The organism is Pectobacterium sp. 1950-15, from assembly GCF_037136835.1.
Lineage (GTDB): Bacteria > Pseudomonadota > Gammaproteobacteria > Enterobacterales > Enterobacteriaceae > Pectobacterium.
On sequence record NZ_JBBBQR010000002.1, the window covers coordinates 118,340 to 142,219 of the forward strand.

Genomic DNA, 23,880 nt, shown 5'->3' on the forward strand with positions numbered 1-23,880 from the left:
ATATGCGGCATCAATGCCACACAGGTTTAAGATGTCTGGCTCAGTACGTCCCCAACCTTCGGGTGATGTACGATGCCAAAGTGATCAGCGTCGACATGATGCAGGTCGACCCGTTCCACTAATTGCTCCCAAACGCCCAGTTCCTCATGTGAATCACGGGCACGAAACAGCACAACGCGATCCAAGGCCAGCTTGCGCGTCGGTTGTGGCTGATAACGTTTGAAGGCATGTACAGTGTGGGTATACACATTCAGCAGTCGCTGAATTTCTGCATCGCTCGTTCCCTGCGGCACTAAGCCGTGGGCGCGTAACTGCTGGCAAACATCCTCATGGCGATAGCTTTTCCCTTGCCATGCTAGCAACATCTCCTCATCGATCTTCCGCCCCGGCATTGCAGCCAGTTGCAGCACAAAGTTGAATAACACGATTTCATCGGTAGAAACGCGGCTTTTGGTGAGATAGGTATCGATCATCGACAGTTCCTGTACCTCTTCCCCTGCCTCCTGCAACAAGCGCGCCATTTCATAGGCAATAAACCCTCCCATTGACCAGCCCCCTAATCGATAAGGACCATGCGGCTGGATCTGGCGGATCTCATTGAGGTAGAAAGCGGCCATACTCTCAACGGTGTTATAAGGCGAATCGGGATCGATCAATGCATGAGATTGCAGCGCATAAAAAGGCTGGTTTTCCCCCAGGTGTCGAGCCAACGTGAAGTAACAGCTGACATTGCCACCGACCGGATGCACATAGAAAAGTGGGGTCTGGTTACCTTTTTGCTGTATTTTCACCATGCAGCGATCGCTAACACTCTGCCCCTCTGCAATGATGCGCTCCAACTCATGCGCTAAGTCACCTAAACGTGGGTATTCGAATAGCAAACGGAGTGGGATGGCACGCTGGAGCCGTGCCTTAATATGCGTCGCTACCTGAGTAGCCAATAGCGAATCACCACCGATAGCAAAAAAGTTATCTTGCAGACCGACGGCTGGGCGTTGCAGCAGCGACTGCCAGCACTCCGCCAACATCTGCTCTATTGCACTTTGCGGTACCTGGAAAGATTCACCGTTCTCGGCCACAAAAACCGGCGCAGGTAAGCGCGTTTTATCGACCTTACCGTTTACGGTGAGGGGGATGCTGTCGAGTGTGACCAGTGATGCGGGGACCATATAATCCGGTAACGTTTCCGTTAACCACCCACGCAGCGCAGCTTCCTGATAGGTAGCCTTATCCACCACGAGCCAACTCACTAATTGCTGCCCCCCGTGCGCGGTTTCCTGTGCCAGAACCAGCGCCTTTTTTACACTGGCATGCTTCGTCAGCATCGACTCCACTTCTGCCAGCTCTACGCGGTGACCACGGATTTTCACCTGCTGATCGTCACGTCCGGCAAATTCCAGCAGACCATCGCGACGCCAGCGTGCCTGATCGCCAGTTTTAAACAGCGTGCCCGAGGCAAAAGGATTCGTCAGGAAACGTTCTTCAGTGAGTTCAGGTTGGTTGATATAGCCCATTGCTACACCTGCCCCGCCGATATAAAGCGAGCCAAAAACCCCCACAGGCAAAGGCTGCATCTGGCTATCGAGAATATAAATTTCGACGTTATCCAACGCCGTGCCAACGGGCATTGCCCCACAGGCAACGTACGCCTCTGATGGTTCAAACATGGTGGCAGTCACCGTGGTTTCCGTCAGGCCGTAGTCATTGATCCAACGGATTGCACCGCGTGTCAGCTGTTGCCAGTTATTCCACACTTCACCCGCGGCCTGCTCGCCGCCAACAATCACCAATTTCAGGTGATCCGGTACAGGGATTCGACTGTGGCGCAGATCGGCAACAATATTGTTCCAATGCGCGGTGGTCAGGTTCATCACGCTGATTTCTTCGTGAGCCGTCCAGCTAAGAAATTCACCGCTCTCTTCCAAGCGCTTCTCTTTCCACAGCACCAGCGTCGCACCGCGTAACAGCGTAGGAAAGATCTCCTGAATCGACACATCAAAACCAATCGACGTGAACTGTAATACCCGGTCATGCGGTTGGAGATCAAAGCGCTTAATGATGTTGGCGCAATGGTTCACCACATTACGGTGGCTGACCATCACCCCTTTCGGCTGACCGGTGGAACCAGAGGTATAGATGACATACATCAGATCATCAGGCACATTCAGACACAGCAGTGGCGCACGAGAGAAATCAGCCAGACAGCTATCGATATCCTCTAGCGCAAAACAGGGCTGCTGGCAGGCTAGCTGAACATTTTCCCCGAGTAATACCAGGGACACATGCGCATTGTTCAGCATGTATTTAATTCGTTCGTCCGGATTGGCCGGATCAATCGGCAACCAAGCGGCACCCGCTTTCAGGATGCCAAACAAGGCGACCATCATATTCAACGAGCGGTCGGTGACCAGACCAACGATGGCTCCACGCCCGACCCCTTGCGACTGTAGCCAACGAGCAAACTGGCAGGCACGCTCATCCAGTTGCTGATAGCTGAGCTGCTGATGACGATGGCGTACTGCTATCTGGTTTGGCGTACGAGCCACCACGTCACTAAACAGACGATGCACGCAGTGCTCCAGATTGTCAGGGACGACAGGCCCACGACACTGCTCACTGAGTAATTGATGCCGCTCTCGTTCTGAAATAATCGGATAATCCGCAATCGACCGCTGTGGATTGGCAACAATCCCCTGCATTAATGCGTCAAGATGCTGCAACAGACGCGTGACGGTCTCACGGTCATACAGATCGGTGTTGTAATCCAGTGCCAGGTGTAGCTGTTGTTCAACCAGTGAAAAAGTCAGAGTCAGCTCAAACGTGGTGGTGCGTTTTTTAAATTCAAAAGGTTCAATCGCCAGTCCCGGCGCCAGTTGGTCATATTTTTCGGCTTCAAGCAGCATCACCATGGTCTGGAAGAATGGGCTGTGGCTCAGGTTGCGCTTCAGCTTCAGCGCTTCAACCAGTTTTTCGTAGGGCACGTCCTGACGGGCAAATGCGCCAAACGCAATTTTGCGATTACGTTTCAGCAGCGTAATAAAATCCGGATTTCCCTGTAGGTCTGACTTCAACACCAGAGTGTTAATAAACAAGCCTACCAACTGACCTAATTCAGGCCGATTACGGGTGGTGATCGGTGTACCAACAGGAATATCATCCTGCCCGGTATAGCGTTGCAGCAATACCTGCCAGGCGGAATAGAGAGTGACAAACAACGTCACGCCTTGTGTTTTACTCAGGGCCACGAGCCCCTCTGTTAGCTCGGCGCTAAACGTATGACGAACGATGGCTCCGTTATTCGTCATCACGCTGTGACGCGGGCGATCCATCGGCATTTTGAGCACTGGCGTTTCGCCACCCAGTTGATTTTTCCAGTACTCCAGTTGGCTAACGTAATCCTCACTCTGTAAACGCGCCTGCTGCCAGGCCGCGTAGTCTGCATATTGCAGCGGCAGCGGTGCCAGCGTTTCACCCTGCTGGTTATAGAAAGCAAAGAGATCGCGCATGATCAGTTTCAGCGAGTCGAAATCAGCAATGATGTGGTGGATAGTAAACAACAGCAGGTGATGCTCATCAGTTAGCCGCCAGATATGTGCGCGCAATAACGGTCCGTGTTCCAATGAAAAAACCTGATTACCTACCGCTTCCATTTGTTCCTGTGCCATCAACTCCTGCACAGTCACAGGCTGTGTACTGAGATCGGTTAACGGAATATCGAGCGTTAATTGCGGATGAATACACTGCTGTGGCTGCTTTTCTTCCGCTAGCATCACAAAGGTCGTTCGCAACGACTCATGACGCGCCACTACGGCGTTCAGGCTCTCCTGAAAACGGGCAAATTGCAGATCGCCGCGCAGGTGAAATGCCATATTGATATTAAAATGGATCAGATCTGGCTGGAGCTGATGCATAAACCAAATGCGGTACTGATCGGCGGACAGTGGCAGCGCTTGCTGGCGGCTGATACGCGTGAGTGGCAAGGGTTGTAACATAATTATCTCTCTATCAGCGGTATCGATGAGGTGGCGTCAGGCATGGGTTCCCCTCAGGGGAGTGATGCGCCTGATAACCCGTCGTTACGTCATGAAATCGTTATTGTTGGCTGCATCCTTGCCGCGTGATTACCCGCTCAACTTTGCGTTGAGCTCTTCCAGTGACAACCCCTCTGTCAGGCGTAATAGCTCTGCCATCTCAGGATCTTCTGCTTCTGCGGTAGCCTCAACCGATGGCTGTCCGGCCTGCGCCGAGTCAATTTGTGCCGCAATGCCACGGATCGTGGGATCTTCAAATAACACTTCAATACTGAGTTCGACGCCCCACAACTCCCGCACCTGTGAAATCAGCTGAATCGCCACTAACGAAGTGCCACCGAGAGCAAAAAAATCATCGTCATGCTGGATGTTGTCCATGCCGAACAGTTCCCGCCATATGGCGGCCACACGTACCTCAGTCCCTTCAGCCTGCGCGTAAGATTGAGCGACGGTTCCCGTATCATCAGTAGCCGTCGCTGACGCAGCCCCCACGTCTAACGCCGTGGCCGCCGTTGTCGCGTGATGAGGATAAATACGTTCAATCCAGTAATGTTGCCGCTGAAACGGATAACCCGGCAAAGCGATACGTTGTCCTTGCGTTTCCGGCAAGTTAAGCGGCACGCCGTGAGACCACAGCAGACCAATACCTGTCAGCCAGGCGTGCATATCGCTACTTTTTTCTTTGGGATGACGAGAAAGTGCCACTGCACGCTGCGGGTTAAGTAACCGCATTTGCGCCTGTGCCAAGCTGGTAAGTACCGTGCCAGGCCCACACTCCACCAGTACCACATCAGGGCGAGCCAGCAATTGCTGAAGTCCCCGATTAAACTGCACAGTACTCCGCAAATGGTCACGCCAGTAACGTGGGCTAATCGCCTCCTCAGGCGTAATTTCTCGACCTGTCAGGTTAGAAATCCAACGCCCTACAGGGGGATGACGTTGGCATTTTTCAACCGCGGCCTCAAAGGAGTCCAATATCGGATCCATCATCGCCGAGTGGAAGGCATGGGACGTCATCAACAATCGGGTGCTTACACCAGAATCGTTTAGCGCCTGCTGGAGAGCAGTAATCTCCACGTCAGGACCCGCGACTACCGACAACTCAGGTCCATTAACCGCCGCCAGTGAAAGTGCTGGCCAGTCCCGCAGCAAAGCAGTAAGCGGCGCCTCCGCCAACGATACGGATAACATCCTCCCCGGTTCTGCCCGTTGCATTAACTGACCACGCGTTGCTACCAGAGTCAGAGCCGCATCGAGGGTGAACACACCACAGAGCGTCGCCGCCACCAGTTCGCCCACGCTGTGTCCCAGCATATGACTGACCTTCACCCCTTGCGCCTGTATGGTGCGCGCCATCGCATATTCAATACAGAACAGCGCAGGTTGCGTCACCGCCGTGCTGTTTAACCACGCCAGTTGCGCATCATCTGGCGTGCTTTGCGCCATCAGAGGGTGTAGGTCAAGACCGAATTGATCCCGCAAGATGCTGAAACAGTGGCTGATTTCATCACGAAACGTGGGCAACGTCTGATAGAGTTGCTGAGCCATCCCCCAGTACTGCGATCCCTGACCCGGAAACAGTAACGCCACTTCGGGTGACGCCAGCGCCTGCGAAGGTTTGTTGAGCCCGCGTTGGAGTTTTTCTCGTGCCTGTTCTATGGTGCTGGCGGTAATTGTTGCTCGCCAGTCGAAGGTTTGTCGCCCCTCACGCAGCGTGTGGGCCACATCCTGTAAGTGGGTCGCTGGCTGCTGATGTAAATGATCTGCCAGTTCAGCAACAGCTTGCTGTAATGCCGCCTTACTGCGGGCTGATAGCGTCAGCAGGCGCACCTCATCATCAGAGCCTACCTGTGATGCTTTTTTCGGTGCTTCTTCCAGAATCAGATGCGCGTTGGTTCCCCCCATACCGAAGCTACTGACCGCGGCACGGCGTGGATGTTCGTCCGTTTCCCCCCAGGACGCGAGGGTAGTGTGAGGATAAAACGGCGTCTGCTCGAAAGGGATATTGGGGTTAGGGCGGGTAAAGTTGATGGTCGGAGGGAGTTGCTTATGGTGTAAGGCCAGTGTGGCTTTGATCAGCCCGGCAATACCCGACGCAGCTCCCAAATGCCCCACATTGCCTTTCACTGATCCGAGTGCGCAATAGCCTTTACGCGATGTTTGCGACTGCCAAACGCGGGTCAGCGCTTCAATTTCAACCGGATCGCCAAGTGGCGTGCCCGTACCGTGCGCTTCCACCAATTGAATGGTTTCTGCCGATACCTCTGCCATGCTGAGCGCCTCAGCGATCACTTCAGCCTGACCCTGCACGCTGGGAGCGGTAAAGCCAACCTTATTTGCGCCATCATTATTAATGGCGCTGCCTTTGATCACCGCATAGACGGTGTCGCCATCCCGTTCAGCCTCTTCCAGCCGTTTTAACACCACCACGCCGAGGCCATTACCAAATACCGTACCCGCCGCATCGGCATCAAAGGGGCGGCAGTGCCCATCCGGCGACAGCAAACCTCCTGTCTGCCACGGATAGCCTGTTTCTTGATCCGCCAGCACGGATACACCGCCAGAAATCGCCATATCACATTCGCCTGCTAACAGGCTCTGTACCGCAGTATGTACTGCGACTAGCGAGGTTGAGCAAGAAGTCTGAATCGCGATACTCGGGCCACGCAGATTGAGCTTATATGAGAGCCGGGTGGTGAGATAATCCTTCTCATTGCCATGGCGCACCGCCATTTCGCCCAAAGAAGCGATCAAACCGGGCTGACTATAGATATTCAACAAATAGCTGCTGGAAAAGACCCCAGCATAGACTCCAATGCGTCCATCATAGCGCTCAGGCACATGCCCAGCGTGTTCCAACGCATGCCAGCAACATTCCAGAAAGAGCCGCTGTTGTGGATCGAGGATCTGTGCTTCACGCGGAGTGAGCTGAAAAAATTCGGCATCAAATTGCGAAATGCCATCCAAACAAAACCCAGAGCGAACGTAATCTCTATCGGCCAGCTGTTTCTCTGCCACCCCATTTGCACGCAATGTCGCATCATCAAAGTACGTGATGCTCTCCTGTCCATGACAAAGATTTTGCCAAAACGCGGCAAGATCAGGCGCGCCGGGGAACCGACCACTCATACCAATAATGGCAACTTCATTACCGTTCAGTTGAGACACAGGATACTTCCTCTGGTAAGTTGTATTATAACCATTCCTTAACTTTCAGAGTAAAAAAGCTACAATTAATCAACATAAAAATAAAGGCCTTTTATATAACATTTATAGTGTTATTTATTAACGGACTGATATAAAACAAAAACAATTAATCATCGACAGTTAAAACCACTACAAAATATAAATTAACCTTATGAAAAAAAATCCGGTGTGTTATTTCTACTTACCAATGATTAAAAAAATATTGCGCTGCTTTTTGGTGGGATTTCTGATTCTTTTGCTAATAATCATCGCAACGGTGTTTGTATTATTCTACCGAAGCTTACCTAAGACCGAAGGTACGGTCAGGCTCCAAACATTGAACAGCCAGATCACACTGACACGTGACGAGCGTGGTGTAATCACCGTCAAGGCAGACGACAGAGCATCCGCCAGCTTTGGGCTCGGCTATGCCCATGCACAGGATCGTTTTTTTCAGATGGATCTGCTGCGGCGCAGTGCTGCGGGAGAATTAGCCGCCCTTTTAGGGCCAGGCTTATTGCCAAGAGATCGTCGCCATCGTCCTTGGCTATTGCGGGAAAAAGCAAGAGAAGCGGTAAACCATTTACCTGCCGCTCAACGAATACTGTTGGAGCAGTACACCGCAGGGGTAAATGCTGGCTTGATGGGTCTAGGAAGTCGCCCTTTTGAATACTGGCTGCTGCGGGAAAAAGCACAACGTTGGCAAGAAGAGGACTCACTGCTTGCCATTTACGCATTCTATCTCGATTCGCAAGGGAGTCAGGTGGAACGGGAATATGCTCGTGGCTGGATAGCGGAACACAGCAGTGCAGCACAAACCGCGTTTCTGCTACCCGTATCCAGCCGCTGGGATACACCGCTGTTAGGGCAACCTCCCGCCCCCTTCGCCATTCCCCCGTTCCCGCCAACCTGGTGGGGGACATCCCCTCTTACTTCACAGCCTCTCCCTAGTGAAGAGATGAAAGGCAGTAACGGCTGGTTAGTGAGCAGCAATCGCAGTAAAAGTGGCAAGGCAATGCTGGCAAATGATACGCATCAGGGGCTGATGCTGCCCACATTATGGTATCAGGCCACCTTACACTATCAGATGGATAATGGACTAATGAGTCAGCAGTCAGGCATTACACTGCCGGGCCTGCCAGTGATAGTGTCGGGTAGCAATGGACATATTGCATGGGGATTTACCAATGCCTATATCGACACCTTCGACTGGGTAAAACTACCACAGCACACCACGTCATACCCGCTGCGTCGTGAAATACTGGCCGTTAGTCACGGCCAGCCGGAACAACTTGATGTGCACCTTAGCCCCTGGGGGCCAGCCTTCACAACACCATTGGGTGATATGGCCATGCGCTGGATAGGCAGCTTGCCAGGTGCGGTAAATATGGATTTTCTGCCGCTATCGGAGAGCCCATCGGTAGCCGATGCGGTACAGGCAGCGCCACATTTTGGTCTGCCGGTGCAAAACCTGCTGGTTGCCGATGATCAAGGACACATAGGCTGGACATTGGCAGGCTGGATTCCAGACCGGACGACCGTGGGAGAACAAAGCAGTTTTCCGCTTCCTGCGCAGGCCAGCCAGGACTGGGCTAGCACGCCGCTGCCTGCATCACGTTACCCACAACAAATTGATCCTCCAGATGGCATTATTTGGACAGCCAATAATCGCCAGAGCTTTGCAGCTGGCAGTGACGCCTACAACGATGGTGGTGCCGATATGGGACCACGTGCGTTTGAAATCAAGCGACAACTCATGCGCACCGATCGGTTAAGCCACAGCGATATGCGTAATATTCAGTTCGATGATAGCGCCGTGCTGATGAGCACCTGGCGTGATTTACTGTTACCCCTCTTGCAAGCCAGTCACCCCAAAGCAGGGACACCGCGCGCTCAGGCTCTTTCTGCCATCACGCAATGGTCAGGCTACGCCAGTGCCGATTCTGTAGGCTATACGGTGTTGGCAGCCTGGCGGGAAGCCCTTTATCAAGGGGTGTTTGCTGGCCTGGATAAACAGTTGGGACAGCAATGGCATAAAGCCAGCTACCTACGTGCCAATACGCGCTGGGATGAAAGCGTGATGCGTTTAATGGAAAGTAACACAATAGCTTGGGTGCCAAAGGGGTATACCGATTGGGCTGATTTCTCTCTGCAACAACTTGATAGTGCATTGCAAATCATCAGCGACCAGAAACCGCTGGATCAGGCACGCTGGGGAGAGTTGAACGCCGTGCGTATTGAGCATCCGATTGCGCAGGCACTTCCATTTCTGCGGCGTTGGCTGTCTGCCCCCGCGCTACCTCAATCCGGCGATCATCATGTGCCACACGTCAGTAAACCCGCCTTCGGCGCCTCTGAGCGACTTATTGTGTCGCCGGGAGACGAAACTAACGCGACGCTTTCGTTGCTCAGTGGCCAGAGCGGGCATCCGCTCAGCACATGGTTTCTCGACAGTTTCGACAGTTGGTACCACGGCACACCGCGTGCGCTTGTTGCTGGAGAACCTCGTCATACCTTGCAGCTCGTCCCTGAAAGAGAGGTAAAGTGATACTTCCCCGTCTTTCAGCAACGGTGTATGAGCGGACGGGTTTCACCGCGGGTACGACAGGATTTACAGCTGTTCAGGCCACGCTTGCTGCCCTGTTTAACGGTCAGCAGTACAAACTGAACAGACTAAAAAGTATTGTCGGCAGCCTGACCCATTGCCCGGAGTCCAGCACAATGGTCGTCTCGCTGCACGTGACATAGACAAGAGGTTGCTATTTAGCGCTTTGGTAATTATTCAATGAAAACAGTGAGGACATAATGAAAATTGAGCAATTGAGTACGCTGTCAGAAAGCAGTGATGAATTAGTGACCTTACTGAATGATTGTGTGGAAAGTGGTGCATCCATCGGTTTCCTTGCGCCACTGGAGTCCGGTGAAGCAGAACGTTACTGGCGGGGGGTCGCCGCCGATCTGGCTGAGGGCGGTCGTACGTTATTGATTGCGCGTGAAGCGGGGCACATCGCAGGTGCAGTGCAGATTAGCTATTGCCCAAAGAAAAACGGCATCCACCGTGCTGAAGTGGAAAAACTGATGGTGCATACGGCATTTCGCCAACGCGGCATTGCACAGCAATTAATGGCTGAAGTAGAACATCAGGCGCAAGCCAATCAGCGCACCTTATTGGTGCTGGATACTCGCACTAATGACACCGCCTCCATTTTGTATCGTAAATTAGGCTATCAGGAAGCAGGCCAAATCCCACAGTTTGCCCGCAGCTCCGCAGGTACACTCGATGGCACAACCTTTTTTTATAAATTACTCGAATAAAGGCGACGTAGAGTCAGTGGGTAGAGCATTTGCGAATGGTTTCAACAATCCCCTCTATTTCAGAGCCAGCGCGACAAGTGCGCTGTTCAACGCCTCCGGCGTTTGTCCGAGTCCGGGCACCACTCATTTAAAGAAACCAGCCTAACGGCTGGTTTTTTGCGTTTGGGGGATTGAGTTCTGAACCGAGTTCGGTTCTCTGCGAGCGTGCTATCTCGCCTCCCTTTCCCCATGATTCGGGCTCATACCTTGATAGCGTGACGGCCAGATCTCCTCCGGCTGCTTTCCCAATGCACAAGCAATCAATCTCTCACCTTTCGGCCAATGTCTTGTCAACGCGTTAGCAAGTGTTGAAGACGCTAATCCTGATGCCCTTGAAACCGCCGCCAGCGTTGTGCCTTTCTTCCTCAAGCCAGCAATAATGTCTGCCGGATGCCAATCCTTATCAATCATCTCAATGATCCTTATTCTATGGCTTCACATTAAACACGCTTTGTTCAGTAACTCTAAACAACCACGATGTTAAGTAATGCTAAACACTAAGTCAATGTATGATCATTGATGGTGTAATGAATGCTTCCTGCTCGTCTCAAAATCGCCCGACTACGGGCAAATCTCACTCAGGAAAAATTAGGAGTTCTTGCAGGCATTGAGGAAGAAACTGCGCGTTCTCGCGTGTCTCAGTATGAAGGAGGAATACATCGCCCAACATTTGAAATGATGTGCGCATTTGCAAAGGTGCTTAATGTGCCGGAATGCTACTTTTACACCGTTAACGATGATTTTGCTGAGATGGTGCTAGCTCTTTACCTTAAACATCAGGGTCATTATTAACGAATGCAAATAAATCCCCTCCTCTATTGTTCAGGAAGTCTAAGCAACCCACATGTAAAGTAGTGCTAAACATGCTATCAATATCCTTATTGATGGTGCCATTATGCTGCCCATTCGCCTTAAAACTGCTCGCCTACGAGCAAATCTCACTCAAGAAAAGTTAGGCGTACTAGCTGGTATTGAGGAAGCTACGGCACGTTCTCGCATATCACAATATGAAAGCGGTATACATCGCCCAACATTTGAGATGATGTGCGCATTTGCTAAGGTGCTTAATGTGCCAGAATGTTATTTTTATACGGTTGATGATGAATTTGCTGAAATCATACTGAAAAGCTATAAAAAGTGGTCAAGTAATCTTTAATATATTGAAATATAAAGCATCAGAATATGTGATCCTACCTTTAACTCTATTCACGCAGAAAATCGCTGCGTCCTCGTCTTAAATCTCAGCTTCTAAAAACGCAATAAATGCTCTTACCTTTGAATTAAGTGCCGAACGTTCATTGACACAGGCATAGATATTCATCGGTAAAGACTTTACGTGGTTACCGTTACTGCGGTCTGAGCAGAACAAAGGCGTGAGTTGGCCACTGTCTATCAACGGCTGGGCAACAAAGCTTGCCAAACGGGTAACACCGCCTCCGTTTACTGCTATTTTCGCAATGATATCAATATCATCACTGATAAATTTAGGGTTGAGTTTCACGTTAACAGCTTGTCCATTGACCATAAATGTCCAGGGAAGAAAACGTCCATCTGTGGGATAGCGGAAAACTAGGCAAGCATGCTGGCTAAGTTCTTCGGGAGTCTGAGGGGTGCCCGCTCGATCCAGATAAGCCTGGGCCGCGCAGAAGAAAAATGGCAGCGATGCGATTTTTCTGGCAATCAGTTGATCGTTCAGCTGTGCCTCGACGCGGATGCTGACGTCAACGCCTTCCAACCGATGGTTGACGTTGCGATCGGTACTAATCAGTTCGATATCAATATCGGGGAAAGACGCTTTGAAAGCAGGCATCAGTGGAGCGATAACGTACCGACCAAACGCGGCAGTCGTCGCGATGCAAAGCGGACCCTGCAGTTTGGTCTCACTCGCCGCAGCCTGCGAGGCGAGCTCGATATCATGTGGAATATGACGTACTTTCTCGAAATAACGTTTACCGTTTTCGGTTAATGTCATGCTACGAGTGGTGCGTGATATCAGGCGCACGCCCAAATGTGTCTCAAGCCGTGAAAGGCTCTGGCTTACCGCCGCCGGACTCATGCCTTTAGCTCGTGCCGCCGCGGCGATACTGCCGTTCTCCACCACGCGGATAAAATTGCTAATCAGCCCTAACACATCCATATTATCCCCCAACGCTTGATTCGTTACTTTTATTTAATAATGATTAAAGCACAGCTGCTCTACTACCATCTTGGTTAGCTTGATAGGTTAGCAACCGTTTTACTAACCGTTGTTAACCAGGATAACTTGATGACTAATACTGTTGCTAAAAATACCCCGAGATTCCGCTTCCCTAAGCACACTTTACCCTACGTATTTGCTCTTTATATGGCGACCATCATGGCATTTCTAATGTGTCTGGTCATCATTCTGGCCGAATTTGGAATGGGGCCACATTACATGGAAAATGTGATGAATGCTTATCAGGTTGCCATGCCAACTGCTTTTGTTTGCATACTGATTGTCCGCCCTATTGTTACCCGCTTGGTAGGACTGACTGTTCACGGTCACTGAGTCATGCTCTAACACAGAACACTGCCATCATTATTGATGGCACATCTATGTTACCTGTTCGCTTTGAAACCGCTCGCCGACGATCCCCTATCTCTCCCCCCAGCACCAGTCCGTCATAGGCCGCATGGACATTCTCAGGCAGCAGCATTTGCGTTTGGATCCAGTGCTCCAGTTCGTGGCCGATGTGGGTCAGGTATCGAATCGCATCAACAGCGAAGATTATCGGCTGATGACAACGGAACTATCGAGTGTTCCCGTTGAAGTTATTGGTGAAGAGATCGCGGATCTTGGCGAGTGTGCCAATGAGATAAAGGCTGCTATTAATCTTATGTTTTGGGTATTTGAAAAGGGTATTTAGCGTTTTCGAAGCGAGCCTTATCTTACATATAAGCAGATACAATCAGTATGTTGGAAGAGCTCAAAAGTGAATGGTTCGCTTTGACGGGATACTTACCACGTCTCTGACTGCTACAGTAATCCACACGGCCTTATATTGACGCCACTTAATCATCCCATCATGGGTTGCTGCGCTGGCATGGTGTTCGCAGGTTTATCAGTGACGGCCAGAGCGAAGCCCAATCCCCTTCATGCCCTATACCGGGGATACGACGCACCTGAGCGCATTCCCCCACTGCGCGAGCAAAATGCTCCGCAACAAAGGGCGGTACAATGCGGTCATCTTCTCCGCTAAAGTGCCATTGTGGAATAGCCGCAACCTGCTTCGCGACATCACGCGGATTGAGAGATCCCGGCATCAATGATACTCCGTGAAACTGATTTACCGCGTCATGATCGAGGTTACCCGCCACCGTACGCAACAGCGCGATATCATGACGCCGTGCCGCAACGAGCACCGCTACGGCTCCCCCGCCAGAATAGCCCGTCAGCACAATAGACTGTGTGGGAACTTTTGCCGCGTAGTGCGTGATGGCCCGATCCATCGCCGTAATCACTTCCGGCGCGAAGCGTTTGTCAGTCCAATAATCAGGCTGACACGCCGGATTAACAGACGATGGCGTAAATTGGCAGGGACGTGCGATATAAACCACGTTAGCGGCGCGATCCGCTGCCGCCAGACTCAGCCCTAAAGCCCGACGCGGCGTAGGATCATCGGCTGGAAGATTGCGGGTACGCCATGCCCGTCCATCCCCTTCAATGTAGATATTCAGTGGTCGATCGGTACGTGTGATACGCGTATAGGTGGTCAGGACAAAAGGAGAAACAGGCAGTGTTTCGCGCTGCAAACCGGCTACCTGCGCTATCTCATCCGCATGGCGTTGCGGATCGCTGGTACAGCCGATTGCCAGCGTAGAAAACAGCACAAGCAGCCGGGTGATTTTCAATTCAAACTCCGTGGCAACGCAGCATCGACGGTGAGTTTTGGCACAAGCGGGTAATGATGATATGTACGTCTATTTGATCACACCTCACGCCGTGATCAAAACAAAAAAGTATCCAGGCGGGATATCACCCGCCTGGAAAAACAGCGTTAGAACTGCCAGCGTACTTGCAGGTTGCCGGAATGACTTTCGTAGCTACGAGCCGCTTCCCCTGTGTATTTGAGAGTCAGGCTCAGGTTACGTTGGCTCACGATCGTCGTCCCAACCGACAATACGCCGCTGTCAGCCACCGGACGAGAACCGGTAGTGACAAAATCCGTTGAGCCGGAGCTATCAGCAGCAAAGTTGGCAGCGGATTGCATCGCATCATCGTGGAACTCATGGCGCCATCCCAGTTGAATAAACGGCTGCACCTCACCACCCGACAGCGCAATACGACGATCCAGTTTCAATGCCACATCGCTTTTGAGAGACGTAGAGGTCGCATCACCTACCGTTAAGCCCGCCCCATTGCCACCCGATTCGGTATAACCTTGCTGCTTGAGGATGCTGTAGGTCAAACCAGCAATCGGCGTCAGCGTCGTCTCTGTCGCTCCCAGTTTGAACGGATAGCCCGTCTGGCCAGAAACGACATATTGCATACCGTTAAACGACCCTGTGGCATTGCCACTAAAGCCGCTAAAGTCAATCAGACGTTGGGTATCATACTGATGACGCACCACGCCAGTGGACAGGTTAAGGAACCAGGGACGCCCCTCGTAATTCGCATAGCCGAACAGACCATAGGATTTGATCCGTACGGTGCTACCGTCATTATCACCGGTGCTATCCACGTTAGTCGCTGCATAACTGCCCAGCCCACCCAGACGCCAACTGTCGCTGACCGCGCCATCCGCACCGATCAACAAGCCGCCAAAGCGCGCATCGTAACCGGAAACATCACTACGTTGCCCTTGATTAGCTTTACCGCCAAAACCCTGGCCCCACATCACCACATCGCTGTCGCCTTCACCCGTAGCAACGCCGCTGCTGCCACCCGAAACACGAATCGCATCCGCACGTTGGGAAACCACATTCAGGATGGCGTTGGTTGGAGCGGAAGACGCCTGCGCGGATGCAGAGGCCACCGCAGCCGGGCTCAGTCGAGCGCCTGCACGGTTGGCTTCCTCACTGGAACTTAGCGCAGCGCTGGCATTGAATACATTCAGCAGTGACGTATTCGTGCCGCCATAATTAAACAGGCCATTGATCGAGGAGATCGCATTGCCGGTTGTGGCGTTGCGGGAAGGGCCGGAAGTGCCAAGCGTGACCACCAGATCGCTCAGGTCGCTGTTAACGCTGTCAGTCTGCGCGCTGCCCGTGATCGCACCGTTATAGCCGCTGGCCAGATAATTCAGGCTGCTGGCATTATACTCGGTGCCTTCTGCTGCAGCCTGCGCCACCACATAGCGCTGCCCATTGGCAAACGCATAGTTATTCAGGCTAACCAGAGATACCGTAGAGCCGCTGGCAATATTGGCCGTGCCGGAAACAACCAGACGTCCGTAACCGCTGTCGGTGGTGATATCCCCCGTTGCCACCGCATCATCCGCGACGCCAATCAACAGGCTGGCATCGCTGCCTTGCACATAGTTGCCGTTCAGGGTAACGGTATTGTTGATCTGCAATGCCGCCGCCTGATTGGACATCACACCCGAACGCACGGTGATGTTGTCGTTCAACAGCAGGTTACCAGAGGCGAAAACCAGATCGCCGCTACTAATATTAATGTTGCCTTGAGTCGCCTGATCATATCCCGTCAACGTGCCAAAGGTTGTCCCCTCACCACCGTTGAAGGTCAATCCCGACTCAGAATGGATCTCGCCAGCAATCACGCCGCTGTTGGTTATAGGACCAAAGGTGCCTGAAACGTTGTAAATAGCAGTATTCGCATTGATAAGCCCGGTATTGATGATACGGTCAATCGTGCCTCCACTGCCAAAATTGGCGATACCATAGCTACCACTGATGGTGCCGGTGTTGGTGAGCGTCCCTAAATGTGCGCCGCCCTGAACCACCACCGCAACCGCACCATTAATGGTGCCACTATTGTCGATAGCGTTGATGGTACTTGACGTTCCTTCCGCCCAGAGCGCCGCATCCCAAGAAGATTCAATCAAGCCGCTATTGATAATGCTGCCGATAGTTCCCGTGGAAAAGAGGCCTTCAGAACCGCTGATCGTGCCCGCATTGATAATGCTACCAATGGTGGTGCTGTTGTTGATGCCATAGAAGCTACCGCTCAGTGCGCCCGTACTGGTCACTTCCACCGAATCAAGGGAAGCGTGACTACCCGTCGTCAGAGTGAGGCCAGTGGTACTTGTTGATACCACAATATCATTCGAGGCTGACAACGCCGGATAAGAGGCCATTAATCCAACGACAGCCCCCACAGCTAACGCCAAAGGTTTTACTTTGAATGATGAAAACGTCATAACTTCAACTCCATGAAAAAATTATCAATATGGTGTTTTTTTCATCATTCCGCTGATGTGATAGCTAAAGTGCTGAGATTAATCGAAAAACAATAGTTTTTAATTATCAACAATCCGCCAAATATCCAAACACAACAAGTAAGCATGAGAATAATCTTAAATGTTGATTATATGATATCGTCATGTTTCTACTTTTCTTCAATTAAGAAACAACTTTGTTTAATAAATAAAACGTTACCCTCGTAGCAGATGATGAATTTTTGCTCTTCCCATTTGTTCATCACTGCGATTTATTCAATAAATCCCTCCTTCCCCTATAGCCCTAACACCAGCCCGTCATACGCCGCATGAACATTCTCAGGCAGCAGCGTTTGCGTTTGGAGCCAACGATCCAGCTCGTGGCCAATGTGGGTCAGGTACAGTTGTTTGGGGTTTAGCTGAGTGAAGATTTCCAGCGCGCGGGTGACGTCATTGTGGTTGCGCGGTGGCATCGTTTGGGGAGGGTGGCTGCAATCGACAATCGCATAGTCCAGCGTGTGGGATGAGAGAAATTGAGCGGTTTCGGGCGGTAGGCCGATGGTGTCGGTCAGGTAGGCTAGCGTCTGCGTCGACGTCTGGATGAGGTAACCGTAGGTCAATTTGGAATGGATTAAGGGAACCGGCGTGATGCTGATGTCGTCCAGCTCGAAGGGCTGGAAAGGTGTCAGAGGCGGTTGAAAATGCAGGATCCCTGGGTGCTTAAAGAGATCGTCGCAGCCCGCTTCATCCGGTGGCCCAAAAACAGGAATACGTTCGCCGTAACCCCAGCGTAGGGGAAATAGTCCCTGAACATGATCCATATGGTAGTGGGTCAGCAAAATATGTCGGATCGGATAGGGAAGCAGATACGGCGAGAGTTCGGGTAGTCCGGCATCAATCAGGATGACCCGGTCTTGTGTCGTGATGGCCGCACAGCAGGCACGTCGCCGTTTTTTTTCATCGCGCAGCGCTTGCTGGCAAACCCCACATTCACAGCCAAAGGCGGGAACCTGCTGCGCGCTGCCGGTTCCCAGAAAGTGAAAAACGATCCCATCGCTATTTGCTGCCCTATTTGCTGCCATCGGTTTTCTCCCGCTCTCTGGTGCGTTTGCCGCTCGGCCTATCGTTCGCTGCGCGCCGCACAAACGCTGTCGAACGGTAGCAGCGACTGAAAGGTGGATAACGTACGTTGCAGGTCTCCATCGTTATTCAATAACACACAGTCGCTTTGTAAACGGCTCTGTTCCTCTTCCGCCCGCTGCAATCGCGTGGCGATTTGCTGTTCGCTTTCCCGTCCTCTGGCGCATAACCGCTCTCGCAGTGTCGATGTAGAAACGGTCAGGCATATCGGAAACAGCGTATTGCCGTAGCGCTCGCGCGCCTGACTCAGGTAAGCCCGTGAGCCATTCACGATGACGTAGCTTCCCCGCTGTAGCCAACCATCAATCTCTATCCCGACGCCATAGTCGCACTGATGCGCCTGCCAGTTGAGCGCGAAAAGACCAAGCCGCTGGCGGATCGCAAACTCTTCTGGGGTCAGCGCAATGTGGTTCTCTCCTTGTATTTCAGCGGGACGGGTAATGTACCGGTGCGCCACCAGCAGTCGGGGCAGCGCCAGTTGACGAATCGCCCGCAGCAGGCTGTCTTTGCCTGCGCCGGAAGGCCCAATGAGGTAGATGAGTTTCGGCATGATCAGAATACCCGGACGCCCTGACGCCATACGCGCATCAGTTTCATTTGCGGCGCGTGCCGTTTGACGAGCAGCAGGTCAGCTCGCCGCCCTTCTTCAATGCAGCCGCGATCGTCAAATTGCAGCGCCTGAGCGGGGTTGCTGCTGACCAGCGCGATCGCGCGCGGCAAGTCGTAATCATTGCGTTCATCCTCTGCAATCATGAACGCCGCCTCCAGCAGGCTGGCCGGATAGTAGTCCGAAGACAAGATGTGAAGTACGCCCAGCGTCGCCAGATGATGTGCTGACACATTGCCCGAGTGCGAGCCGCCGCAGATGACATTCGGCGCTCCCATCAGTACATTCATTCCGACGCCATGTGCCTGCTGTGCCGCGATCGCGGTAGTGGGAAATTCGGCAATGCTCACACGATGCTGGTGGGCTTCGCTGATATGTTCCGGCGTCGCATCGTCATGGCTGGCCAGCGTGATGCCTTTGTCGTGACAAAGACGGACGATGGCCTCGCGATTAGGCTGCGACCAGCGGCGTGAACCGGCCAGTTGCTCCTCCTCAAACGCGGCCATCTGTTCGTCATTCAGGTGATACTTACCTTTGTAATACTGATGGTATTTCTCCTGAGAGGAGAATTGCCGCTGCCCCGGGGAGTGATCCATCAATGACGCGAGCGCGACCAGCGGAATATCCGCCAACTGCTCAAAGAGGGGAAACGTATCCTGATGCGGCAGCTCGCAGCGCAGGTGCAAATGGTGATCCGCCCGATTGGTGCCGTGCTGCTGGCTGTGCAGTACCGCATCCGTCATGCGTCGCAGGTTCTCAAGCCGATGCCCGCCATCGCGCACATCCCCTACCGCAACGGCATCCAGCACGGTCGTGATCCCGCTGGAGATAATCAACGAGTCATGATTGCGCATCGCCGCTTCAGCAGGCCAGTTAACGCCGGGGCGCGGAGTGAAACACTTATCAAGATTATCCGTATGTAGCTCGACAAGCCCCGGCAGGAGCCAGGCCTGTTCGCCATCCAACGCACCGGGATGACGGCTGGGCCTGTCGCTGATGTGGTGAATCACACCGTTGCGCACTTCCAGTGAACCATGAACGATTTCCCGTGCGAGCACCATGTTGACGTTATTAATGATCATTTGCGGTCTCCTGAGCGTTGGAAATTACCGGCACCGTGTGCAGCGACATCGTATACAGGCGATCGGCGACCTCCTGACGCACTTCGTCATCGTGAAAGATGCCGACGATGGCACACCCTTTGTCTTTCGCATTGTTGATGAGCTGTGTGACAGCCAGTCGGTTTTTGGCATCCAGCGACGCTGTCGGTTCGTCTAACAGCAGAATCGGGTAATCGCCAATAAACCCACGGGCAATATTGATACGCTGCTGTTCACCGCCGGAAAAGGTCGCCGGCGCGAGCGACCAAAGCCGCTCGGGGACGTTCAGATGCGTCAGCAATTCACCGGCGCGAATCTCGCTTTCCTGACGAGACATGCCACGTTCCAGTAACGGCTGGATGACCACGTTCAGCGTGCTAATGCGTGGGATAACGCGCAGAAACTGGCTGACCCAGCCCACGGTTTCACGGCGGATTTCCAGCACATGGCGAGCATCCGCGTTGACGATATCGACCCAGCGCTCGCGATGGCGTATCCAGATGTGGCCGCCATCGGGCTGATAGTTGCCATACAGGGAACGCAGCAAGGTGGATTTTCCACTCCCGGAATGCCCGTGCAGCGCCACGCATTCGCCACCTTTCACGGACAGGCTAACGTCGTGGAACACCGGCAATCGTGCGCCCTGCTGGTTATATAACACGAACGTTTTATCAACGTTCTCGATGCGTAATTGCGTATCCATCAAGCGTCCTTTTGTCTGGATTTACAGAATGGAAGAAACGAGCAGTTGGGTATAAGGGTGGCTCGGATCGTCCAGCACCCTGTCCGTCAATCCCTGCTCGACGACTCGCCCACGCTGCATCACCAGCAGACGGTGCGACAGCAGGCGGGCAACGCCGAGGTCGTGCGTCACGATGACGACGGAGAGCTGCATCTCCACCACCAGCGTTCTGAGCAGGTCGAGCAGTCGCGCCTGCACCGATACGTCTAACCCGCCGGTGGGTTCATCCATAAAGATCAGCCGCGGTGCCGTCACCAGATTGCGTGCAATCTGAAGGCGTTGCTGCATCCCGCCGGAAAACGTGGTCGGCAGATCGTCCAGACGGTTTTCGGGCAGCTCAACGTTTGCCATCCACTGCGCCGCTTTGCTGCGAATATCACCGTAATGCCGATTGCCGATTGCCATGAGTCGCTCGCCGATGTTGCCGCCCGCAGACACGGTCGGGCGTAACCCGGCCAGCGGGTGCTGCCAGACAATTCCCCACTCGGTGCGCACCAGCGCACGCCGCTGCCGTTCGCTGATGTCATAGATCGAGAGCACCTGCTGTTCGGCGTTACGATAGATCACCTCACCGTCCTGCGGTGCCAGCCGTGCAGAGATCGCGTTCAGCAGCGTCGTCTTCCCTGACCCCGACTCGCCGACAATCCCGAGAACTTCCCCCGGCCATAGCTGAAATGACACATCGCGGAAGCCTTTTTCCGGCGCATACAGGTGCGTGAGGTGTCGCACATCCAACAGAGGGGTATCGGGTACATGATGCTCCGTCGTCATGACGTTTCTCCTCCCTGGTTCTGGCGCTGCTGACAATAGTCGGTGTCGGAGCAGACGAACATACGGGTGCCGTCATCATCCATTACCACTTCATCAAGGAAGCTGTCGCGTGCACCACACAGCTCACACGGCTTGTCCCACTGTTGGATTGTGAAGGGGTGATCGTCGAAATCGAGGCTTTCCACCGAGGTATAGGGCGGAACGGCATAGACCCGCTTTTCACGCCCTGCGCCAAAGAGTTGCAGCGCGGGCATCATGTCCATCTTCGGGTTGTCGAATTTCGGGATGGGTGACGGATCCATCACATAGCGATGATTCACCTTCACCGGATAGGCGTAGGTCGTAGCGATGTGTCCAAAGCGCGCAATGTCTTCATAGAGCTTCACCTGCATCACGCCGTATTCTTCCAGCGCGTGCATTTTGCACGTCTCGGTTTCGCGCGGTTCAATAAAGCGCAGCGGCTCAGGGATCGGCACCTGAAAGATCAGGATCTGATCCTCTTTAAGCGGCGTTTCAGGAATGCGGTGCCGCGTTTGGATCAGCGTCGCGTCACGGGTTTTTTCCGTGGTTGATACCTGCGCCACTTTGCGGAAAAAGGTGCGGATCGATACCGCGTTGGTCGTATCGTCGGAGCCCTGATCGATCACTTTGAGCGTATCGTCCGGCCCGATAATGCTGGCGGTGATTTGAATGCCGCCGGTGCCCCAGCCATAGGGCATCGGCATTTCCCTACTGCCAAACGGCACCTGATGCCCAGGGATAGCGATCGCTTTCAGGATCGCGCGCCGTATCATGCCCTTCGTGCTTTCATCCAGATAGGCATAGTTATATTCCGTGTCTGAATTATCGTATGCCGTTTCTGGCTGGCTGCCTGTCCGGCGGGAAATCGTTGTCTGGCCCATCACGGGTTACTCCTTGGCACAGACGCGAGGTATTCCTCACGTAGTCGTTTTAATAGCTCCAGCTCTGACTGGAAATCGACGTAATGCGGGAGCTTCAGATGCGAGACAAATCCCGCCGCTTCCACGTTGTCAGCATGAGAAAGCACAAACTCCTCATCCTGAGCCGGGCCGCGAATTTCCTCTTGATAATCGGCGGCCTGAAGCGCGCGATCGGCTAATGCCACCGTGATCGCCTTACGTTCCGAACGGCCAAATGCCAATCCGTAGCCACGGGTGAAATGCGGCGCATCATTGGTGGGTTTAACAAAGCCGTTCACGGTTTCACATTCAGTGAGCAGGATCTCGCCGATATCAATCGCAAACCCCACCTCTTCGGCGACGATGCTGACAGTGATATAGCCCGTACGGATCTCGCCGACAAACGGGTGGTTGCGGCCATAGCCGCGCTGGGTGGAATACCCGAGCGAAAGAAGAAACCCCTCGTCGCCGCGAAACAGCTGCTGGAGACGCGCCGCACGTGTACCAGGGTAACTCGGTGGAACCATCGTAATGTCTGGCGGATCGCGATCGTCACTGTTGTCTCGTTCAGGGACGAAGTGTTGTTGAGCAAGGAACTGAAACGCATGGGCAACGTGCTCACCGGCTTCTTCATTCGCATCAGCGGCGTCAGGCTGCGGGGCGACCGGATCCTCGCCTTCGGCCAGCAGAGAGAAATCCAGCAAGCGATGGGTATAGTCATAGGTCGGGCCCAGTAGCTGCCCGCCCGGTAAATCTTTGAAAATGGCCGAAACACGGCGTTCAAGACGCATATCAGACGTATTAAGCGGCTGACTGATTCCCCAGCGTGGCAGCGTGGAACGGTAGGCTCGTAAGAGAAAGATACTCTCCACCAGATCGCCACTGGCCTGTTTGATAGCCAACGCGGCGAGTTGGCTATCGTAAATATTGCCTTCGGTCATGACGCGATCGACGGCTAAATTCAGCTGCTGTTCTATCTGTGAACAGTCTAATTCTGGAATATCCGTGCACCCGCGACGGCGACAAGATTGTAGCTGGTGGGCAGCCTCAATGGCCTTTTCTCCACCTTTGACGGCAACGTACATTAGCATTCCTCCACGTGGGTACTTCTGGGGATCGCAAAGAGCTTTTTCCCAGAGGTAAAGAGAAAATCCAATCCTGTAGGGAAAGCATGAGGGCGGTTGCACAGGTAGTTCCTGACACTACCGGGCAAGCGGGGAGAGATAATGCGATGTGTCTTGATACCCGGCCCGCTCAGTTTTAAACAAGGCCCGTCATGCATTCCGTCCACCTCGACAATAACGGTGGTTGATTTTTCTGGTTCGGCTTCGCTGCCACAGGAGAGCGCCATCAGATCGTAAGAAAAATGATTCCCGCTCAGCAGCACAAAGTAGGCCTCTTCCAGCGTCGTGGCGATCGGCACGTTCGTATGCAGGCAAAGCGTACGCAGAAGCAGCGGGTTACCAATGCGGGGATCGATAAACAGCGGCGTAGTGTGGCTGGTCAGCGTAAGCAGCGTAGCCGCCGTGGCAGACGATATCGATTCCAGACCAAAGACATTCGGCACCGTCACCAGAGAGCCCGGCTCGCTCATTGCCTTCACGATTTTGCGAAAGCAAAGCTGAGTGCCAAATACAGGGTGGGCGAAGCCCGTCATCGTTGTCATG

The 23,880-nt window shown here is 53.1% G+C and carries 20 protein-coding genes and 1 pseudogene; 7 read left to right on the forward strand and 14 right to left on the reverse strand.

The annotated features are described in order from the left end of the window. Nucleotides 1-26: 26 nt before the first annotated feature. Both WCT94_RS02615 and WCT94_RS02620 read right to left on the reverse strand, forming a co-directional pair. The gene (locus WCT94_RS02615; protein ID WP_336867773.1) at nt 27-3,992 is read right to left on the reverse strand and encodes a non-ribosomal peptide synthetase; all 3,966 of its coding nucleotides are present in this window, start codon (nt 3,990-3,992) and stop codon (nt 27-29) included. A 129-nt stretch (nt 3,993-4,121) separates the two neighbouring features. After that, the gene (locus tag WCT94_RS02620) at nt 4,122-7,199 is read right to left on the reverse strand and encodes a type I polyketide synthase (protein WP_336867775.1); all 3,078 of its coding nucleotides are present in this window, start codon (nt 7,197-7,199) and stop codon (nt 4,122-4,124) included. Nucleotides 7,200-7,554: 355 nt separating this feature from the next. Here WCT94_RS02620 and WCT94_RS02625 point away from each other — a divergent pair, with 355 nt between their 5' ends. From WCT94_RS02625 to WCT94_RS02635, 3 genes are read left to right on the forward strand one after another with little or no spacing between them, the layout of a single operon-like run. Continuing rightward, nucleotides 7,555-9,765, forward strand: coding sequence for a penicillin acylase family protein (locus WCT94_RS02625; protein WP_336867777.1), 2,211 nt, complete (start codon nt 7,555-7,557; stop codon nt 9,763-9,765). After that, complete coding sequence (locus WCT94_RS02630; protein WP_336867782.1) at nt 9,762-9,965, forward strand: hypothetical protein; 204 nt, start codon at nt 9,762-9,764, stop codon at nt 9,963-9,965. Before WCT94_RS02625 ends, WCT94_RS02630 begins: the two co-directional genes overlap by 4 nt. Nucleotides 9,966-10,022: 57 nt before the next feature. Next, nucleotides 10,023-10,532 carry a GNAT family N-acetyltransferase gene (locus tag WCT94_RS02635; protein ID WP_336867784.1) on the forward strand — a complete coding sequence of 170 codons (510 nt, stop codon included), beginning with the start codon at nt 10,023-10,025 and terminating at the stop codon, nt 10,530-10,532. 207 nt (nt 10,533-10,739) lie between these two features. Here the strand turns inward: WCT94_RS02635 and WCT94_RS02640 are convergent, their stop codons facing one another. Continuing rightward, nucleotides 10,740-10,982: a helix-turn-helix domain-containing protein gene (locus WCT94_RS02640; RefSeq protein WP_336867786.1), complete on the reverse strand. Its 243-nt coding sequence runs from the start codon at nt 10,980-10,982 to the stop codon at nt 10,740-10,742. Between the two features lie 120 nt (nt 10,983-11,102). Between WCT94_RS02640 and WCT94_RS02645 the strand changes: the two genes are divergently transcribed. Both WCT94_RS02645 and WCT94_RS02650 read left to right on the forward strand, forming a co-directional pair. Further along, a complete protein-coding gene (locus WCT94_RS02645) occupies nt 11,103-11,363 on the forward strand; it encodes a helix-turn-helix domain-containing protein (protein ID WP_336867788.1) in 261 nt (86 codons plus the stop codon). A 103-nt stretch (nt 11,364-11,466) separates the two neighbouring features. After that, nucleotides 11,467-11,727, forward strand: coding sequence for a helix-turn-helix domain-containing protein (locus WCT94_RS02650; RefSeq protein ID WP_094433671.1), 261 nt, complete (start codon nt 11,467-11,469; stop codon nt 11,725-11,727). Between the two features lie 78 nt (nt 11,728-11,805). Here the strand turns inward: WCT94_RS02650 and WCT94_RS02655 are convergent, their stop codons facing one another. Beyond that, nucleotides 11,806-12,708 (reverse strand): LysR family transcriptional regulator, encoded by a 903-nt coding sequence (locus tag WCT94_RS02655; RefSeq protein ID WP_336867791.1) that lies wholly within the window; start codon nt 12,706-12,708, stop codon nt 11,806-11,808. A 129-nt stretch (nt 12,709-12,837) separates the two neighbouring features. Between WCT94_RS02655 and WCT94_RS02660 the strand changes: the two genes are divergently transcribed. Together WCT94_RS02660 and WCT94_RS02665 are read left to right on the forward strand one after the other, a co-directional pair. Continuing rightward, nucleotides 12,838-13,101, forward strand: coding sequence for a DUF2798 domain-containing protein (locus WCT94_RS02660; RefSeq protein ID WP_336867793.1), 264 nt, complete (start codon nt 12,838-12,840; stop codon nt 13,099-13,101). Between the two features lie 202 nt (nt 13,102-13,303). Continuing rightward, nucleotides 13,304-13,459, forward strand: a pseudogene (locus WCT94_RS02665) (CcdB family protein); the annotation flags it as partial. 157 nt (nt 13,460-13,616) lie between these two features. Here the strand turns inward: WCT94_RS02665 and WCT94_RS02670 are convergent. From WCT94_RS02670 to phnH, 10 genes are all read right to left on the reverse strand, one after another. Continuing rightward, nucleotides 13,617-14,444, reverse strand: coding sequence for an alpha/beta hydrolase (locus WCT94_RS02670; RefSeq protein WP_336867795.1), 828 nt, complete (start codon nt 14,442-14,444; stop codon nt 13,617-13,619). A 146-nt stretch (nt 14,445-14,590) separates the two neighbouring features. Next, nucleotides 14,591-16,915, reverse strand: coding sequence for an autotransporter family protein (locus WCT94_RS02675; RefSeq protein ID WP_336867797.1), 2,325 nt, complete (start codon nt 16,913-16,915; stop codon nt 14,591-14,593). A 314-nt stretch (nt 16,916-17,229) separates the two neighbouring features. Continuing rightward, entirely contained in the window at nt 17,230-17,982 is a 753-nt protein-coding gene (gene phnP, locus WCT94_RS02680; protein ID WP_442955471.1) for a phosphonate metabolism protein PhnP, read from the reverse strand. A 71-nt stretch (nt 17,983-18,053) separates the two neighbouring features. Continuing rightward, complete coding sequence (phnN, locus tag WCT94_RS02685; protein WP_205947133.1) at nt 18,054-18,623, reverse strand: ribose 1,5-bisphosphokinase; 570 nt, start codon at nt 18,621-18,623, stop codon at nt 18,054-18,056. A 2-nt stretch (nt 18,624-18,625) separates the two neighbouring features. Next, complete coding sequence (gene phnM, locus WCT94_RS02690) at nt 18,626-19,762, reverse strand: alpha-D-ribose 1-methylphosphonate 5-triphosphate diphosphatase (protein WP_336867801.1); 1,137 nt, start codon at nt 19,760-19,762, stop codon at nt 18,626-18,628. After that, nucleotides 19,752-20,483 carry a phosphonate C-P lyase system protein PhnL gene (gene phnL / locus WCT94_RS02695; protein ID WP_336867803.1) on the reverse strand — a complete coding sequence of 244 codons (732 nt, stop codon included), beginning with the start codon at nt 20,481-20,483 and terminating at the stop codon, nt 19,752-19,754. Before phnL ends, phnM begins: the two co-directional genes overlap by 11 nt. Before the next feature lie 21 nt (nt 20,484-20,504). Next, nucleotides 20,505-21,293, reverse strand: coding sequence for a phosphonate C-P lyase system protein PhnK (gene phnK / locus WCT94_RS02700; protein ID WP_012773193.1), 789 nt, complete (start codon nt 21,291-21,293; stop codon nt 20,505-20,507). Next, nucleotides 21,290-22,195: an alpha-D-ribose 1-methylphosphonate 5-phosphate C-P-lyase PhnJ gene (locus tag WCT94_RS02705; protein WP_431888386.1), complete on the reverse strand. Its 906-nt coding sequence runs from the start codon at nt 22,193-22,195 to the stop codon at nt 21,290-21,292. The genes phnK and WCT94_RS02705 overlap by 4 nt, the downstream gene beginning before the upstream one ends. Continuing rightward, on the reverse strand, nt 22,195-23,298 hold the full coding sequence (locus WCT94_RS02710; protein WP_336867806.1) for a carbon-phosphorus lyase complex subunit PhnI: 1,104 nt from the start codon (nt 23,296-23,298) through the stop codon (nt 22,195-22,197). Before WCT94_RS02710 ends, WCT94_RS02705 begins: the two co-directional genes overlap by 1 nt. After that, nucleotides 23,298-23,879: a phosphonate C-P lyase system protein PhnH gene (gene phnH, locus WCT94_RS02715; RefSeq protein WP_336867808.1), complete on the reverse strand. Its 582-nt coding sequence runs from the start codon at nt 23,877-23,879 to the stop codon at nt 23,298-23,300. The genes WCT94_RS02710 and phnH overlap by 1 nt, the downstream gene beginning before the upstream one ends. Nucleotide 23,880: the final 1 nt, after the last annotated feature.

Coding starts and splice junctions, on each gene's coding strand:
- phnM (WP_336867801.1), bottom strand. CDS start 19,762: ATGATCATTAATAACGTCAACATGGTGCTCGCACGGGAAATCGTTCAT.
- phnK (WP_012773193.1), bottom strand. CDS start 21,293: ATGACGACGGAGCATCATGTACCCGATACCCCTCTGTTGGATGTGCGA.
- phnN (WP_205947133.1), bottom strand. CDS start 18,623: ATGCCGAAACTCATCTACCTCATTGGGCCTTCCGGCGCAGGCAAAGAC.
- WCT94_RS02660 (WP_336867793.1), top strand. CDS start 12,838: ATGACTAATACTGTTGCTAAAAATACCCCGAGATTCCGCTTCCCTAAG.
- phnH (WP_336867808.1), bottom strand. CDS start 23,879: ATGACAACGATGACGGGCTTCGCCCACCCTGTATTTGGCACTCAGCTT.
- WCT94_RS02650 (WP_094433671.1), top strand. CDS start 11,467: ATGCTGCCCATTCGCCTTAAAACTGCTCGCCTACGAGCAAATCTCACT.
- WCT94_RS02710 (WP_336867806.1), bottom strand. CDS start 23,298: ATGTACGTTGCCGTCAAAGGTGGAGAAAAGGCCATTGAGGCTGCCCAC.
- WCT94_RS02635 (WP_336867784.1), top strand. CDS start 10,023: ATGAAAATTGAGCAATTGAGTACGCTGTCAGAAAGCAGTGATGAATTA.
- WCT94_RS02640 (WP_336867786.1), bottom strand. CDS start 10,982: ATGATTGATAAGGATTGGCATCCGGCAGACATTATTGCTGGCTTGAGG.
- phnL (WP_336867803.1), bottom strand. CDS start 20,483: ATGGATACGCAATTACGCATCGAGAACGTTGATAAAACGTTCGTGTTA.
- WCT94_RS02705 (WP_431888386.1), bottom strand. CDS start 22,195: ATGGGCCAGACAACGATTTCCCGCCGGACAGGCAGCCAGCCAGAAACG.
- WCT94_RS02645 (WP_336867788.1), top strand. CDS start 11,103: ATGCTTCCTGCTCGTCTCAAAATCGCCCGACTACGGGCAAATCTCACT.
- WCT94_RS02675 (WP_336867797.1), bottom strand. CDS start 16,915: ATGACGTTTTCATCATTCAAAGTAAAACCTTTGGCGTTAGCTGTGGGG.
- WCT94_RS02615 (WP_336867773.1), bottom strand. CDS start 3,992: ATGTTACAACCCTTGCCACTCACGCGTATCAGCCGCCAGCAAGCGCTG.
- WCT94_RS02655 (WP_336867791.1), bottom strand. CDS start 12,708: ATGGATGTGTTAGGGCTGATTAGCAATTTTATCCGCGTGGTGGAGAAC.